General features: G+C 49.0%; 13 protein-coding genes. All 13 read left to right on the top strand.

Features of this window, described 5'->3' with window-relative positions; genetic code table 11:
- Positions 1 to 14: 14 nt before the first annotated feature.
- The 13 genes from RDW05_RS00635 to mazG all read left to right on the top strand — a co-directional run bounded on the left by RDW05_RS00635 (position 15) and on the right by mazG (position 17,286).
- Positions 15 to 386, top strand: coding sequence for a VOC family protein (locus RDW05_RS00635; RefSeq protein WP_021720319.1), 372 nt, complete (start codon positions 15 to 17; stop codon positions 384 to 386).
- Positions 387 to 423: 37 nt separating this feature from the next.
- A complete protein-coding gene (locus tag RDW05_RS00630) occupies positions 424 to 1,704 on the top strand; it encodes a CHAD domain-containing protein (protein WP_304257447.1) in 1,281 nt (426 codons plus the stop codon).
- A 121-nt stretch (positions 1,705 to 1,825) separates the two neighbouring features.
- Positions 1,826 to 2,254, top strand: a complete 429-nt coding sequence (locus RDW05_RS00625) for a hypothetical protein (RefSeq protein ID WP_304237495.1) — start codon at positions 1,826 to 1,828, stop codon at positions 2,252 to 2,254.
- Positions 2,255 to 2,488: 234 nt separating this feature from the next.
- Positions 2,489 to 2,959, top strand: coding sequence for a DUF1934 domain-containing protein (locus RDW05_RS00620; protein ID WP_307977463.1), 471 nt, complete (start codon positions 2,489 to 2,491; stop codon positions 2,957 to 2,959).
- 1 nt (position 2,960) lies between these two features.
- Positions 2,961 to 4,427 carry a DUF1846 domain-containing protein gene (locus RDW05_RS00615; protein WP_307977462.1) on the top strand — a complete coding sequence of 489 codons (1,467 nt, stop codon included), beginning with the start codon at positions 2,961 to 2,963 and terminating at the stop codon, positions 4,425 to 4,427.
- A 31-nt stretch (positions 4,428 to 4,458) separates the two neighbouring features.
- Complete coding sequence (argS, locus tag RDW05_RS00610; protein ID WP_307977461.1) at positions 4,459 to 6,183, top strand: arginine--tRNA ligase; 1,725 nt, start codon at positions 4,459 to 4,461, stop codon at positions 6,181 to 6,183.
- A 123-nt stretch (positions 6,184 to 6,306) separates the two neighbouring features.
- Entirely contained in the window at positions 6,307 to 7,932 is a 1,626-nt protein-coding gene (locus tag RDW05_RS00605; protein ID WP_307977460.1) for a CTP synthase, read from the top strand.
- Between the two features lie 190 nt (positions 7,933 to 8,122).
- Entirely contained in the window at positions 8,123 to 9,079 is a 957-nt protein-coding gene (sppA, locus tag RDW05_RS00600) for a signal peptide peptidase SppA (protein WP_307977459.1), read from the top strand.
- 6 nt (positions 9,080 to 9,085) lie between these two features.
- Positions 9,086 to 9,637, top strand: a complete 552-nt coding sequence (locus RDW05_RS00595; RefSeq protein ID WP_293830377.1) for a YIP1 family protein — start codon at positions 9,086 to 9,088, stop codon at positions 9,635 to 9,637.
- 127 nt (positions 9,638 to 9,764) lie between these two features.
- Complete coding sequence (gene glpX, locus RDW05_RS00590; RefSeq protein WP_293724021.1) at positions 9,765 to 10,727, top strand: class II fructose-bisphosphatase; 963 nt, start codon at positions 9,765 to 9,767, stop codon at positions 10,725 to 10,727.
- 62 nt (positions 10,728 to 10,789) lie between these two features.
- A complete protein-coding gene (mfd, locus tag RDW05_RS00585; RefSeq protein WP_307977458.1) occupies positions 10,790 to 14,062 on the top strand; it encodes a transcription-repair coupling factor in 3,273 nt (1,090 codons plus the stop codon).
- 36 nt (positions 14,063 to 14,098) lie between these two features.
- Entirely contained in the window at positions 14,099 to 15,661 is a 1,563-nt protein-coding gene (locus tag RDW05_RS00580) for a polysaccharide biosynthesis protein (protein WP_307977457.1), read from the top strand.
- A gap of 23 nt (positions 15,662 to 15,684) precedes the next feature.
- The gene (mazG, locus tag RDW05_RS00575) at positions 15,685 to 17,286 is read left to right on the top strand and encodes a nucleoside triphosphate pyrophosphohydrolase (RefSeq protein ID WP_307977456.1); all 1,602 of its coding nucleotides are present in this window, start codon (positions 15,685 to 15,687) and stop codon (positions 17,284 to 17,286) included.
- Positions 17,287 to 17,330: the final 44 nt, after the last annotated feature.

The raw sequence follows: 17,330 nt of genomic DNA, 5'->3' as shown, positions 1-17,330 counted from the left end.
GAGAGGTGTACAATATGGAATTTACTTTTGCACATAATAACTTTAACGTATTGGATTTGGAAAAAAGCCTGAAGTTTTACGAAGAGGCTTTGGGGCTGAAGGAAGACCACCGCAAGGAGGCTGCGGACGGCAGCTTTATGCTGGTGTATCTGACGGACGGAAAAACTCCGCATCTGTTGGAGCTTACCTGGCTGCGTGACCGCAAGGAAGCTTATAATTTGGGCGAAAATGAATTCCATCTGGCATTTTTGGTAGATGATTACGAAGCAGCGCATGCTAAGCATAAGGAAATGGGCTGCATTTGCTATGAAAATCCTGCTATGGGAATTTACTTTATTACCGACCCTGATAATTATTGGCTGGAAATTGTACCGAAGAACAAATAAGCGCATAAAAAGCGTCAAGGTCCGGGAGGTAGATGACATGAAACAAAAGCTGTGTCTGCATGGGCTGGAAGTAAAAAACCAGGCGCAGCTGCTTAATCTTGCGAAAAGGCTGCTGCCTGGCAGTACCGTCAAGGTAAAAATCAAAGAAAAATATTTTAATGATAATGATATGTACAAATATCGCCTGACGCGCTTTACACCGGAAAATATGGACGGCGTACGCTTGTATTGTGCCTGGGGTACACTGCTGGTTAGCGACAAACTGCTGGCGATAGCGGATATAATTATTGAATTCGAATATCGGAATGCGGAAGCTGCAGAGGCTGTTGACAGTCTGCTGCAGAAGCTGCTGGCCTCCAAAACAAAATTTGTGCTGGAGGAGGCGGATTTTTCACAGCGTCTTGACCAGCTGCGCGGCTGCTTCGACCAAAAGCAGCTGGCCGCCTACGATGCGGACAGTGCTATGAGTCTTTTGTATTGCCATCTTCCGTGGCAGGTTTATTATGTAAGCAAGCTGTGGCAGGAGGTTTTGAACCGCGGCCCGGAACGCAGCCTGATGCGTCAGCTGCGCGTCAAGCTCAGGCGCTTGCGCTCACTGCTGACGCTGTGCAAGCCGCTCTTGCCTGAGCAGGATGCTTTGCACTGGCAGGGCGTGCTGAAGGCACGCACCAATCTTTTAGGTGATGTGCGGGAGTACGATGTAGCACTGCAAATCTGTTCACGTCTGCAGCGCAGCCATGAGCAGGCGGAAGCTGCGCTGCCGCAGCTTACGGAGCTTTTGACACAGCTGCGCGGTGCAGCCGCAGCTAAGGCGCTGCGCGGACTGCGGCTGAATCGTCTGACTCTGGAGCTGGCTCAATTGCTTTTGTGGCTGTACAGTGTGCCTGCGCCGGAAAAGGAGCTGACATTGGCAGAGTTTTTGTCGCGTCGTTTTGGTAATTGGTATAATAAGCTATTGGAGTTACCGGAAAAATATCCTGACCTGCATAATATGGAGCAGCTGCATCGCATCCGCATCAAGCTCAAGCGCTTCCGTTATGCACTGCAGAGCGTGCCGGAGCTGGCTCCGGAAGCACGCCTTTTGCGCAGTCTGAAGTATCTGCAGGATATGCTGGGCCTGTTGCACGATGATTATATCAACACCATGATGGTAGAGAAGCTGGTGGCGGCAAATCCCAAGATTAAGGAGCTGCGTTATGAGGCAGCCTTGTTCAGCGGTTGGGAGCAGGCCAAGGCCGATGCAGCGCTGGAAGCGTTGCCGCAGCAGTGGGAAGCCTTCAGCAGTCAGCTGACGGAGTGGAAGAATAAAAATCTGTAATTGCTTTGGCTTCGTTAAGCAATGTAAATAAGATTGTAAAGTTTTTATGGCAGTGCTTGCACTTGCAGGCGCGAAAGACTATAATTAAACACATATTAAGCATATGGGAGGAGAGATTTCCATGAAAAAAATATTAATGCTGGTTACAATGGTTATGATGCTGGCTGTCAGCGCAGTTTGCAGCGCATCCAACGGCAAGGTGCTGGACTCCGAGGAAGCAATTGCAGCTAAGTTTATCAGTGGCGGCAATTATAAGGCCATTACCTCTATGATGACAGAGGATATGCAAAAGAACTGGGATGAAAAGGCTTATACTAACCTGCAGGCACAGCTGGCTAAGGATTTTGGTAAGCTGACTACCAATCAACTGCTTGTTGTTGAAAAACACAATGGTGCAGACGTGCTGCTGTATCAGGTTGTTGCAGAGAAAAAACCTGCTGCCCGCTTTGTATATCTCTTTAAGCTGAACGGCGAGAAACCTTTGTTGCATGATTTCAGTGTAATGCTCCCGCAACAAAAAGAAGCAGCTAAGGAAGAAGCTAAAAAATAAAATTTCAGATAAAAACTGACGACAGAGCTATACTATGGCAGTATACTCTGTCGTTTTTGGTTGAATTTTTAGATCTGTTGCTAGGGGAAATGGCGCACTTCCTTATGCTATTTCTTGACTGTGCTTTATAGCTGTTATATAATATTGAAGAATATAAGAGGTCTTTTAGTGCAGAAAAGTTTAATGGCATTAGATTGACAAAAATCTTGTAGGGCTTGCGACCTTTCGATCATAATGGTGTGGCGAAACGGTGCAGGCTCTATCTTGTTTATGGAGGCACGTACTATGCAGCCGGTAAAAATTCGTATTTTGAGTACAACGAAGGATGAGGGTAGTGAGGCTCAGGCTTCTGAACAAAAGTATACGGGTATGATGACGGAAAAAGGCGGCAAATACTACGTAATCTACCAGGAAGATGAACAATCTGGTCTTGATAACACCAAGACAACGCTGAAATGGGACGATGAGCACGTTATAGTCATGCGTAGCGGCAGCGTAGATCACAGACAGGAATTCCGCCGTGGATATGTAGATAAAAGCCTTTATCAGACACCTTATATGAAAATTCCTCTGACGACGGAAACCAGTTATGTATATACCCATTTCCGTAACGGTATGTGGCAGCTGGAAATGGAATATACCTTGTATCATGATGATAAGCCTTATGGCGAGATGAAGATTTTAATTGAGGTTGAGGAAATTTAATATGAAAATAGGCTTTGATAATCAAAAATATTTGACCATGCAATCTGAGCATATCAGAGAGCGCATCAGTAAATTCGGCGATAAGCTTTATCTGGAATTCGGCGGCAAGCTGTTCGATGATTACCATGCTTCCCGCGTACTGCCGGGCTTTGCTCCGGACAGTAAGCTGCAGATGCTTCTGCAGCTGGCGGATCAGGCAGAGATGATTATTTCCATCAATGCCGATGATATCGAAAATAACAAGGTGCGTCACGATTTAGGTCTGACCTACGATCTGGACGTACTGCGTCTGGTAAAGGTTTACCGCTCTAAAGGACTTTATGTCAGCAGCGTTGTTATTACGCAATATAAGGGGCAGAAATCCATCGAAAACTTCAAGAATAAGCTGGAAGCTCTGGATATCAAGGTTTATTACCATTATCCGATTGAAGGCTATCCGCATAATGTGGAGCATATTGTCAGCGATGAAGGCTATGGCCAGAACGATTATGTAGAAACTACACGTCCGCTGGTAGTTGTAACTGCTCCCGGTCCCGGCAGCGGCAAGATGGCTACCTGTCTGTCACAGCTGTATCATGAAAACAAACGCGGCATTAAGGCCGGTTATGCTAAATTCGAAACCTTCCCCATCTGGAATCTGCCTTTGAAGCATCCTGTAAACATGGCTTATGAGGCTGCTACGGCGGATCTGCAGGATGTTAATATGATTGACCCCTTCCATTTGGAGGCTTATGGCGTAACCACGGTAAATTATAACCGTGACGTTGAAATTTATCCCGTACTTGCAGCAATCTTTGAAGGTATTTACGGCTATTGCCCGTACAAATCGCCTACTGATATGGGTGTTAATATGGCAGGCAACTGCATCTGTGATGATGAGGTCTGCTGTGAGGCTTCCCGTCAGGAAATTATCCGCCGCTATTATCAGTCCCTGAACCGTTTGGCATTGGATGAGGCTAGCAAGCAGGAGGTTTATACGCTGGAGCTGCTGATGAAGCAGGCTAAGGTCAGCGTTAATGACCGCCGCGTGGTGACCGTTGCCAAAGAGGTTGCGGAAGAACGCAAGTGCGCTGTTATTGCGCTGGAGCTTGCCGATGGCAGAATCGTTACCGGCAAAACTACGGATTTGCTGGGACCTGCCAGTGCCGTATTGTTGAACGCTATTAAGGAATTGGGTGGTATTGCGGATGAAATGCACCTTATTTCACCGACCTATATCAACCCGATTCAGAATCTGAAGACGCGCTACCTTGGCAGCAGCAATCCGCGTCTGCATATGGATGAGGTGCTGATAGCGCTTTCTATGTGTGCTGCAACGGACAGTCTGGCTAAGCTGGCGCTGGAAAAGCTGCCGGAGCTGAAGGGCTGTCAGGCACATTCTACCGTTATGCTGACAGAGGGCGATTTCAAGGTATTCAAAAAGCTGGGCGTTGAACTGACTAATGACCCTATTTACGAAACAAAATAAGCAATAAAGAAAGAGAAGGAGAGATTTTGCTTTGGATATAAAGGATTTATTAGCCGCTGCTATTAAAGATGCAGCGCAAAAAGCTATCGATAATGGCACTTTGAAACCGGGTACTTTGCCCGAGGTTATGCTGGAGGTTCCGCCGCAAAAGGAATTCGGCGATTTTGCAACTAACTTTGCAATGCAGTCTGCCCGCAGCCTGCATTGCGCACCGCGTCAGATTGCACAGGCTGTTGTAGATAATCTGGACTGTGCTTCCGTAGATAAAATGGAAATTGCCGGCCCCGGCTTCATCAATTTCTATCTGAAACAGAATTGGACTGCTGATTTGCTGGCAGGCATTCTGGCTGCCGGTGAAAACTACGGCAATCTGCCTGCTAACGGCTTGGGCCGCGTTCAGGTTGAATATGTAAGTGCTAATCCAACTGGCCCGCTGCATGTAGGCCATGCCCGCGGCGCCGCAGTCGGCAGTGCTATGGTTAACCTGCTGCGTGCTGCAGGCTATGATGTTGAAAGCGAATATTATATCAATGACGCCGGCAACCAGATGAACAATCTGGCAAACTCCGTTAATGCACGTTACCTGCAGCTGCTGAAGCTGGAGGAAATGGGCGGCGTTCCTGCTGACCTGACCGTTAAGCAGCTGGACGAAATGCCGACCGGCATTCCTTTCCCGGAAAACGGCTACCATGGCTATGATATAATTGAAACCGCTCAGCGCATTATCCGTATCTATGGCAAGGAATTTGTTGCTTTAGAGGAAAAAGAGCGTCTGGCTAAATTCCTGGAAATCGCTTATAAAGAAAAGCTGGCAGGCCTGAAAGAAGATCTGGAAGCTTTTGGCGTAACCTTCGATGTATGGTTCAGCGAGCAATCCCTGCATGATGCCGATAAAATCCGTGATGCTTGCAAATTCCTTGAGGAAAAAGGCTGCGTTTATGAAAAGGACGGCGCAAAATGGTTTAATTCCACCGCTTACGGCGATGACAAGGACCGCGTTGTTATCCGTGACAACGGCGTGTCCACCTACTTTGCTGCCGATATCGCTTATCACCGCAACAAATTCGAGCGTGGCTTCGACCGCATCATCAACCTGTGGGGCGCTGACCACCATGGTTATATTGCCCGCGTGAAGGCTGCTGTAAGTGCTTTGGGCTTTGAGGCTGATAAGCTGGAGGTGCTGCTGCTGCAAATGGTACGTCTGTACCGCAACGGCGATATCGTTAAGCTTTCCAAGCGTACCGGCGAAACCATCACTCTGCGCGAGCTGATGGATGAGGTTGGCGTTGATGCAGCGCGTTACTTCTTCTGCATGCGCTCCTTAGACAGCCAGCTGGATTTTGATATGACTCTGGCTACCGAAAAATCCAATGAGAACCCGGTTTATTATATCCAATATGCGCATGCACGTATCTGCAGCATTGCCCGTCAGCTTGCCGAAGCAGGCATTGAGGCTGTAGCTTTAGACGAGCTGAAGCTGGATACTTTGCAGGCTCCCGAAGAGCTGGCGCTGGTTAAAAAGCTGGGCGAATATCCGGAACTGCTTGCCCGTGCAGCCCGCGAACGCGCTGTACATCATGTGGCAACCTATACCTACGAGCTGGCAACTCTGTTCCACTCCTTCTATAACCAATGCCGTATTCTGGGCGTAGATACAGACTTACAACAAGCCCGTATTGCTTTGGTGAAGGCAGTTGGTCACACCATCCGTCATGCTTTAGGTATTCTGGGCGTTTCTGCTCCGGAAAGAATGTAATTTAAGAAATTCTTTTGCAGGTGGCAGAGTCCTTGAGGCTTTGCCGCCTGCAGTGAGTTTAGATACAATTTAATATTTTTATTGCGTTGTAGCATTTTATGAAATCTGAGGGGGTTAAAAATCATGACTACTAATACCAAGTACATTTTTGTGACAGGCGGCGTTGTTTCTTCTTTGGGCAAGGGCATCACTGCTGCGTCTTTGGGACGTTTGCTGAAAAGCCGCGGCTATAGGGTTACTATCCAGAAGTTCGACCCGTATATCAATATTGACCCGGGCACAATGAGCCCGTATCAGCATGGCGAGGTTTTTGTAACTGATGATGGTGCGGAAACTGACCTTGACCTGGGACATTACGAACGCTTTATTGATATCAACCTGTCCAAAAACTCCAATACGACCACAGGCAAGATTTACCAGAGTGTAATAAATAAAGAACGCCGTGGCGATTATCTTGGCGGTACTGTACAGGTTATTCCGCATATTACGAATGAAATCAAGGAGCGCGTTTTCCGCGTCGGCCAGCAGGATAATGCTGATTTTGTTATTACGGAAATCGGCGGTACTGTAGGTGATATTGAAAGCCTGCCGTTTTTGGAAGCCATCCGTCAGGTAAAAAAGGATGTCGGCAAGAACGATGTGCTTTATATTCACGTTACGCTGGTACCGTATATTTCTGCAGCAGGTGAGCTGAAAACCAAACCGACTCAGCACAGTGTCAAAGAGCTGCGCAGCATCGGTATTTCTCCTGATATTATCGTTTGCCGCAGTGAAAAGCCTATTTCCAAGGAAATGCGCGAAAAAATGGCTATGTTCTGCGACGTTGATCCGGACGCAGTTATCCAAAACCTTACCGCAAGAAGCATTTACGAAGTACCGATGCTCATGGAGGAGCAGGGACTTGATACTATTGTTTTGCGCAAGCTGGCAATGGAGGATAAGCCGAAGGATATGCAGGGCTGGCATGATATGGTGGCCCGTATCCTGAAAAAATATGACAAGAAGGTAACTATTGCGGTAGTCGGCAAATATGTTGCTTTGCAGGATGCCTATATTTCTATTACCGAATCTTTGCGTCATGCAGCAGTTGCCAATGAAGCTGAACTTGATATCCATTGGGTGAATGCTGAAGAAATTGAAGCAGATGATACGGATATGGATAAGGTGATGGCCGGCGTTGACGGCATTCTGGTACCTGGCGGCTTCGGCAACCGTGGTATCGAAGGCAAGATTAAAGCTATTCAATATGCACGTGAGCATAAAATCCCGTTCTTCGGTATCTGCCTGGGCATGCAGTGTGCAGTAATTGAATTTGCGCGTCACGTTTGCGGTATGGCTGATGCCAACAGCTCGGAGTTCAATCCGAACAGTGCGCATCCTGTTATCGATTTGATGCCGGAACAGATTGATGTTGAGGATTTGGGCGGTACAATGCGTCTTGGCCTGTATCCGTGTAAGGTTTATCCTGATACTTTGACCAGCAAGGCTTACAATGCAGAGCTGATTTATGAACGTCATCGTCATCGTTATGAGTTCAACAATGCTTTCCGTGAGAAAATTGTGGACAAGGGCTTAGTTCTTGGCGGCACACTGCCTAATGGCCGCCTGGTAGAGATTGTGGAATTGCCTGAGAGCGAGCATCCCTGGTTTCTCGGTGCGCAGTTCCATCCGGAATTCAAATCACGTCCGACAAATCCACATCCGTTGTTCAGAGATTTTGTAGGTGCAGCTGTAAAGCACCATCAATAAAGGTTGAGCTTAAAATGTCAGGTGCTTCAGCTTTTCTCTAGGTGAAGTCGCTATGCTGCTTTGGCCTCAGCTGTGACAAAATAAGAATACTCCCCTTTGGCACCTTAGGCGCAATTGCCGTAAGTCATTCGCCTGAGGGGAGTTTTTGCTTGTGTCAGACGATAAGTTTATTAGGGAGGAGAGTGACTAAATGCTTAAGAAAATTTTTATCAGCGCAGTGCTGCTTTTGGCTGTGCTGAGCTTTGTTGTTTCATTGCTCAAGGGCAATAACAACAATGAGAAATCCGTTACTGTGCCTGACCGCGTGGCCGTAATTAATATTTCCGGTACCATTATCAGCGGTGCTGACAGCAAGGACAATATCTTCAGTCAGACTAACGGTGTAACGAGCGGCAGCATTATGAAGCAGATTCGCGAGGCATCTGCTGATGACAGCGTCAAGGCTTTGGTGCTGCGTATTGATAGCGGCGGCGGCAGTGCTACGGCTGCTGAAGAGGTTGGACGTGAACTGAAGCGCTTTAAGGAGAAAACCAAAAAGCCGATAGTTGCAACTATGGGCAATACCGGTGCGAGTGCTGCTTATTGGATTGCAGCCTGCGCCAGCGATAAGGTTTATGCCAACGCTACAACGCTTACCGGCAGTATCGGTGTGTATATGCCGTACATGAATACGGAGGAGCTGTTCAAGAAAATAGGCATCACCAGCAATAAGATTAAAAGCGGGCCCTATAAGGATATTATGAGCAGTGACAGACCGATGACACCGGAGGAGCAGGCTATTTTGCAGAACATCGTCAACGAAATCTACGAGCAGTTCGTGACAACTGTTGCCGTAGGACGCAAGATGGAAGAAAGCAAGGTAAAATCCTTGGCTGACGGCCGTGTTTATACCGGTCTGCAGGCTAAGAATCTGGGCCTGGTAGATGAAATCGGTGATTATTACGATGCGATTGCCGCAGCGGGTGAATTGGGCAAGATTAAGCCGGGGGCCGACGGCTTGCCGCCGGTGAAGGCTAAGGAAAAACAGCAGCCGTGGGAGTTTCTGCTCAGCGCTCATATTGCGGAGCTGATTAAAGCGGAGCTTGTGAACCAGCTGACTGGTAGCCTGCAGCAAGGCAGTGCTCCGGCTGGCGGTATGACGAGGTGATGAGCTATGAGGCGCAAAACCTTTGAGGTACTTTTTGAGCCTGGTGCAGGCATGGCTGCGATTGCTAAGCAGCCTTCTCTTTGGCGCAGTGCTTTTTACTTTACCCTCAGCTTCAGTTTTTTTGGCGTAGCGACGAACTGCTGGCTGCTGGAGGAGCCGCTGGAGGTGCGTTTTGCTATTATTATTGCGACGGTGCTGATTGCGGGAACCGCTTTAGCGCTTTATGGCTTTTTGCTGCATGGCATTATGGAAACCTTCGGTGCGCTGGCTGGTGATCCGGTAGGACTCATCTGTCTTTTGGGCTATACGACGCTGCCGTTTCTTTTGCTTACACCAGGAGCTTTGCTGGCAGGCAGGATGGGATTAAACGGCTTACCGCTTTTAGGCGTCTTGTTCCTCGTCGGCTGTCTGTGGATGCTGTATCTTCTGGTGCGGTCGCTGGAGGCTGTATATCTTGTTGATGCCTTTCGCGCGGGCGTAACCGTAGTATTCAGCCTGTTTTTACTGTATATCGTCTTCATTTTACCGTGGCAGGTTTGCCTGATGCTTCTGCTATAAATAAAATTTAGATTGATTAATCAGAATAAACGTGTCATAATAAAGGTTGGACATAGAGTTAATTCTCTTGTGCTGCGCAAGCAGTGCTATTACCATATTGAATTTATATTAAGGAGTGTTGTGAAGAATGAACAGAGAGCTTTCTTTGGAATTTGTACGTGTAACCGAGGCGGCAGCTATTGCCTGCGGTCATCTTGTAGGCAGAGGCGATAAGAATGGTGCTGACGGCCTGGCTGTTGACGCTATGCGTGCAGCCTTTGATACCGTAAACATTAAAGGTACCGTTGTTATCGGCGAAGGCGAAATGGATGAAGCACCGATGCTGTATATCGGCGAAGAAGTAGGTGCTGGCGGACCTGAGGTTGATATTGCTGTTGACCCGATCGAAGGTACCAACCTGGTTGCTAAAGGACAAAACGGTGCTATCGCAGTTATCGCTATCGCTCCGCGTGGTTGCCTGCTGCATGCTCCTGATATGTACATGGATAAAATCGCTGTCGGCCCCCGTGCTAAAGGCTGCATCGATATCAATGCACCGATTAGCGAAAACCTGGCACGTGTTGCTAAGGCTATGGACCGTAAAGTAAGCGACCTGAACGTAGTTCTGCTGGACCGCGAGCGTCATTATGGTCTGATGGACGAAATCCGCAAGGCTGGCGCACGTATCTCCCTGATTACTGACGGCGACGTTAACCCGATTGTTGAATGCTGTATCGAAGGCAGCGGCGTGCATATGTACGTTGGTAAGGGTGGCGCTCCGGAAGGCGTTCTGGGTGCTGCTGCTGTTAAATGCCTGGGCGGCGATATGCAAGCTCGTCTGGTCCCCGAAGATGAAGCTCAAGCTCAACGTTGCCTGCAAATGGGTATCACCGATGTTAATAAGGTGCTGACTCTGGATGACCTGGTAAAAGGCGATGACTGCATGTTTACTGCTACCGCTATTACCAACTGCAACATGTTGAATGGTCTGCGTTACTTCGGCGATGGTGTACGTACCCATACTATTTCTGCCCGTTATAAAACCGGCACCGTACGTTTTGTTGATGCTATTCACAGCCTGGACCGCAAGGTGCTTGCTGTTAAGCTTTAATTTTAAAACCGGTTATAGGGCTGTTACGTTTGTAACAGCCCTATTTATCAATTAGATTGCCTATGGAAATTTTATTAGTCAATAAGGTTGCTGCTGTTAAGGAAGTACAGCAGGCTGCCGAATATCAAAAGAAAAAACAGGCCTGTATTTTAACCGGGTTGGCTGGAAGCAGCAAGCCGGTCTTTTTTGCTGCCATCGACAAGCTTGCAGGCAGCAAGGGAAGTATGGCCTTTATTACTGCATCACGCGAAGAAATCCGTGCCTACAGGCGCGAGCTGAACTATCTGTACCCTGAGTTACCGATGCAGGAGCTTTATCCTGTAAGCTTACCGCGTGTGCAGGCGGATACGCAGAGCCTGGAGCTGCAGGCAGGACGTGCTGCCGCACTACGCTTTTTGAGCGGCGAGGAGCGCGGTATTGTCTTTATCACAGCGGAGGCGCTGCAGCAAAAGCAGCTGCGTCCGAGCGGTATGTCCGGCAAGGCGCTGCAGCTAGCTGTGGGCGAGGAGCACGAACAGCGTAATATAGCTGCTGCGCTGCTTGATTTGGGCTATGAGCGTACGGAGCAGGTTGATGCCTTGGGACAGTTCTGCTTACGCGGCGATATTCTGGACGTGTACCCCATTAACGCCAGCGCACCTATACGCATCGAATGGTTTGACAATGAGCTTGACGCTATGCGCAGCTTTGATGTTGATACTCAGCGCAGTCTGCAGACTCTCCGCAGCGTTAAGATTGCACCGCTGAAGGTGGATGAAAGCTTCAGCTATGATGCTGATATTTTCGAATACTGTGCTGCTGATACGCTGGTGGTTGTTGATGAGCCGGTGCATGTTTTCAGCATGCTGGAAAAGCTTGATAAGGAAAATAAGCTGCATTCTGCCGAGCTTTTCGGCAAGCAGGAGATTATAGAACAATTGGCTGTTAATGGAGTGATGCTGGTATCGGCGTTAGGACACAGCTATTTACAGCAGCTGCCGACGTTGAATATACCTGTACGTGCAGTAGCTCCCTATAATAAAAATACCAACTTGCTGGTAGAAGATTTGCAGAGCTGGTTGGCAGAGGGAATTACACCGTTGATTATGCTTTCCAGCAGCGTTAAGGCCCGCGGCTTTGCTGATAATCTGCATAACTATGGGCTGAAGGGACATTTTGCCCAAAAGAGCTTTGAGCCGGGAGTAGTCAATGTTACTTATGGTGATCTGGATCATGGCTTCCGTTTTTGGGATGAAGAATGGCTGCTGCTGACGGAAAATGATATTTTTGGCATGCAAAAGCGCAAACGTCTGCATACCAAAAACCAGGGGCAGCAGCTGCAGTATTTTTCAGATATTAAGGCTGGCGATTATGTTGTTCATAAGGTACATGGCATTGGCCGTTATATAGGCGTAGAAAACGTTGTTCTTGACGGTATCCACCGTGATTATCTGCTTTTGGCCTATGCCGGTGATGATAAGCTGTATGTTCCAGTGGAACAAGTTGGCATGCTGCATAAATATGTCGGCAGTGAAGGCAGTGTACCGCGTCTTTCCAAAATGGGCGGTACAGATTGGAAGCGTACTACGGCTAAAGCGGCGAAAGCGATTACAGAGCTGGCTGAGGAGCTGCTGCGTTTGTACGCTCAGCGGCAGATCATGCCCGGCCATGCTTTTTCGCCAGATTGCCAGCTGCAAAAGGACTTTGAAGCAGCGTTTCCCTATGAGGAAACGCCTGACCAGCTGAAGGCGATTGCGGAAATCAAAGCTGATATGGAAAAGCCGCAGCCTATGGAGCGTTTGCTGTGCGGTGATGTCGGTTATGGTAAGACTGAGGTGGCACTGCGTGCTGCCTTTAAGGCTGTGCTTGATGGCAAGCAGGTGGCGGTACTGGCGCCGACAACTGTGCTGGCACAGCAGCATTATCTTACGTTCAAGGAGCGCGTGCGCAATTTCGGGGTAGAGGTTCGTTTGCTGAACCGTTTTTGTACGCCGAAGGAGCAGCGCACTGTTCTGCAGGAGGTTGCCGATGGTAAAGTTGATATTCTTATCGGCACACATCGCCTGCTGCAGCCTGATGTGAATTTCCCCAGCTTAGGACTGTTGATTATTGATGAGGAGCAGCGCTTCGGTGTTGCTCAAAAAGAAAAAATAAAAAAATGGCATCTTGGCATCGATGTTCTGTCACTGTCAGCGACGCCTATCCCGCGTACCCTGCACATGGCGCTGGTCAACGGCCGTGATATGAGCGTTATTGAATCACCGCCGGAAGACCGTCTGCCCGTGGAAACGTATGTCAGCGAATATAATGACGGCATGATTAAGGAAGCGCTGGAGCGCGAGCTGCGCCGCGGTGGCAGGATTTACTATATCAGCAACCGTGTAAGTGCTTTGGAATCGTTGTCTGCCAAGCTGCGCCGTCTGGTGCCTGGCATCAGCATCAAAATTGCTCACGGACAGATGAGCGAGGACGCATTGGAAGATGCTATGCTTTCCTTCTACGAAGGCAGCTGTGATGTGCTTTTGTGCACTACTATTGTGGAAAATGGCCTGGATGTACCCTTGGCAAATACGATAATTATTGACGGTGCTGATAACTTTGGCCTTTCGCAGCTGTACCAGATGCGTGGCCGTGTAGGACGCAGCTCGCGTCTGGCTTATGCTTATTTTGTTTATCAGCCGAATAAGGCGCTGAGTGAAATTGCTGAAAAACGTTTGCAGGCAATCCGTGATTTTACGGAGCTTGGCGCAGGCTTCAAGATTGCTATGCGTGACCTGGAAATCCGTGGCGCCGGCAATCTGCTTGGCCCGCAGCAGCATGGTCACATTACCGGTATCGGTTTTGCTGCTTATTGTGAGATGTTGGAAAAAACAATCGAGCGTCTGAAAAATGGCAAGACAGCTGAGCCGGAACCGGAGCCGGTGCTGGAAATTCAGGCAGAGGCTTATATTCCGGACAGCTATATTCCAGATCCGCGCTATAAAATGGAGCTTTATCGTCGTTTCAGCGAGCTGGAATATTCGCAGCGCGATGATTTGCTTGATGAAGTTATTGATCGCTTCGGCAATCCGCCGCCGGAGGTGGAAATGCTTTGGCGTTTGGCAGCGCTTAAGGGCTTGTGCCGCGTGCTGAAAATCCGTGGCGTAAATGTACGTCAGGGTGTTATTCGTCTGACGTTTAGCGAAAAGGCGCAGGTAAATCCAGAGGCTATTCTGAAGCTGCTGATGGAGCATCCGAAGACGATGGCTTTGAAAAACGGGCAGGAGCAGCAGCTGACATACAGGATAGGGGCGTCCAAGAAGGAGCCTCTGGCCTGGCTGGAGCAGACCTTGCCTAAACTTGTATTGGAAAATTGATAGTTGATAAATGATGTGAGGAGGTGAAAGCAGGAAATGAGCAGTGATAAATTTTTGCGTGGAGCGATGATTTTGACGCTGGCAGGTTTGATGGTGAAGGTTATCGGCTCGGTGAACCGTATCCTGCTTTCACGTCTGTTGGGCGGCGAAGGTATCGGTCTTTACCAGATGGCATATCCGGTATATCTGTTGCTGCTGGCGATTTCTGCGGCTGGTATTCCGGTGGCAATTTCTATTATTGTCGCCGGCTTTCTGGCGCAGAAGGATTATGCTAATGTGCGTCAGGTTTTTCGCGTTTCGCTGCGCCTGATGGCCTGCGTTGGCGCAGTACTGGCGCTTTGCCTGGTGCTGGCTGCAGGCTGGCTGGTTGATGCCGGCGTGATTACAGATGCGCGTGCCTACTATTCACTCATCGCGCTGACACCGGCAATATTCTTTGCGACGATTTTAGCCAGCTTCCGTGGTTATTTTCAGGGGCATCAGCTGATGACGCCACCTGCAGTATCACAGATTGTGGAGCAGCTTATCCGCGTAGTGACGATGGTGGTGCTGGCGTATGTGCTGCTGCCCTACGGTCTGGAATACGCTGCTGCCGGCGCCGCCTTCGGCGCTGTGCCGGGCAGCCTTACAGGACTGGTAGTAATGGGCTGCTTTTACCGCTACTATCGCAAGCAATGGCAGGCAGATGCAGGCAAGCTGCAGACACCAGCTAGCGAGCTTGTGCGCAGCAGCGCGCTGATTAAGCGCCTGCTGCTATTGGCGCTACCTGTATCCTGCGCTAATATCCTTGTGCCGGTTACCAGCAGTATTGACGTGCTATTGGTACCAGGTCGCTTGATTGACAGTGGTCTTAGTGTGGAGCAGGCGACGGCGCAGTTTGGTTATCTGGCAGGCATGGCGCAACCATTGCTGCTGATGGCGACGATACCGACGATGTCGCTGGCGACAAGCCTGGTTCCTGCTGTTTCCGAAGCCTTTGCTTTGAATAAATGGCAGATTATTGAGCAGAAGGCAGCTACTGCAATGAAGCTGTGCTGCCTGATAACAGTGCCTGCTTCCGTAGGTATGTGGGTACTGGCGCAGCCTATCAGCCAACTATTGTATGGTACGGCAAAGGCCGGTGTTGCAATTATGCATTCTGCGCCTGCAATTTGTCTTTTAGGCCTGCAGCAGGTGACAACAGGTGTACTGCAGGGAGTAGGGCATACTAATCTGCCGATGGTGAATATGCTCATTGGCATAGTAGCGAAGCTGATAGCTGTCTGCCAACTGACGAATGCGGAATATGGCATCGCCGGTGCAGCGTGGGCAACAAATATAAACTTTGGCGTGACAGCGCTTTTGAATATTATTGCGTTGTATCACTTCCGCATAAGCTTTTCCTGGTTGAGTATTGGCAAAATCATCACTGCATCTGCAGTGATAGGTGTTGCTGCCGTAGAGGTACATGCGCTGCTTAGTGGTGCATCGCCTGCTTTAGCAACAATCAGTGCCATGCTGGCTGCCGGAATATGCTATATCATATTGCTGCCACTTTTAGGCGTGCTGAACAGACAGGAGCTGCGTCAGCTGCCGGTAGTAAAACGATTTTTTAAATAATTAAAGAAAGAAGGCGTACTATCATGGGAACAATTACAATTGTCGGCTTAGGCCCCGGTGCTGTGGGACATCTTTCGTTGGAGACAATGGGATTTCTGCAAAACTGCGCTCAGGTTATCCTGCGTACAGCAGTGCATCCTACTGTTGCCGAGCTGGAAAAGCAAAACGTAAAATTTACCTCATGTGACGATTTATACGAAAAGGCTGTTTCCTTTGAGGAGGTTTATAACAGCGTCGTAGAACGTGTGCTGGCAGCAGCACAGAACGGCGATGTTGTTTACGCTGTACCGGGCAGCCCGCTGGTTGCAGAAAAGACCGTTGTTTTAATGCGTACTGCTGCCAAGGGGCAGGGTGTAAAGCTGGTTATTAAGCCGTCTATGAGCTTTTTGGACTTGGCTTATGTTGAGCTGGGTATTGACCCGATTGCCGGTTTGCAGATTATTGATGCGCAGGATTTTGCGGAAATTGCCGGTGCCGGTCAGCATCCGCTGATGATTACCCAGGTTTACAGCCAGATGGTAGCCAGCGATTTGAAAATTGCGCTGATGGATGTACTGCCTGATGAATATGAAATTTATTTCCTGCGTAATCTGGGCCTGCCGGATGAGGAATGCCGTCCGATTAAGCTGTACGAACTGGACAGACAGCCTAATATCGACCATCTTACGAGCGCTTATGTTCCGCCGCTGGCTGAGGGAGCAGAGGATACTGTATTTGAAAAGGTTGAAGATGCGGCAGATGTTCCCGGTATCATCACTTTTGGTGAGGATGAGGACGATTTTGCTGACGAAGGCGAAGAAGAAGGCTATGCAGAAGACTTTTTGCCGGAAGCAGGCTTTGATGATTTTGATATTCAGCCGTTGGCTGATGTTATGCGCACCCTGCGCGAGCCTGGTGGCTGTCCTTGGGACAGGGAGCAGACGCATAAATCTATCCGCAGCAATATGATTGAAGAGGTTTATGAATACCTGGAGGCCGTAGATGCCGATGATGTTGCAGGCATGCGTGAGGAGCTGGGCGATGTGCTCATGCAGGTTGTCTTCCATGCACGTATGGCGCAGGAGGCAGGACGCTTTGACCTGCAGGACGTTATCGACGAGGTTGTAGATAAGCTTATCCGCCGTCATCCGCATGTTTTCGGCGATACCCATGTTGATAACAGCGATGAGGTGCTGGTAAATTGGGAGGCTATCAAAAAGCAGGAGAAAAAGGAGCGCAAGCATGTTTTGGACGGCGTAACGCAAGGACTGCCGGCGCTGCTGCGTGCCTATAAGCTGCAAAGCAAGGCTGCGAAGGTTGGCTTTGACTGGCCGGATAGTGCATCTGTATGGGCTAAAGTACAGGAAGAGCTGGGCGAGCTGCAGGAAGCCTTACAAGCAGGCGACAAGGCTGCTGCCGAGAGCGAGCTGGGCGATGTACTCTTTGCTGTGGTAAATTACGCGCGTCATTATGGTATTGAGCCCGAAGTAGCTTTAGATGGCACAAATAATCGCTTTGCTGCCCGTTTCAATTACGTAGAAAAGCAGGTAGAGGACAGCGGTAAAGGCTGGCAGGACTTCACTTTAGCTGAATTGGATAAATTTTGGGATGAGGCTAAGGAGTTAGAACACAAGCAGATTTTATAAGGCGATTTTGCAATAAAGTTACTAAAATAACGCTATTTTTCGCT

It is taken from the genome of uncultured Phascolarctobacterium sp. (assembly GCF_902463975.1).
GTDB lineage: Bacteria > Bacillota > Negativicutes > Acidaminococcales > Acidaminococcaceae > Phascolarctobacterium_A.
Note: the sequence above shows the minus strand (reverse complement) of the source record. Positions and strands in the feature narration are given on the sequence as shown.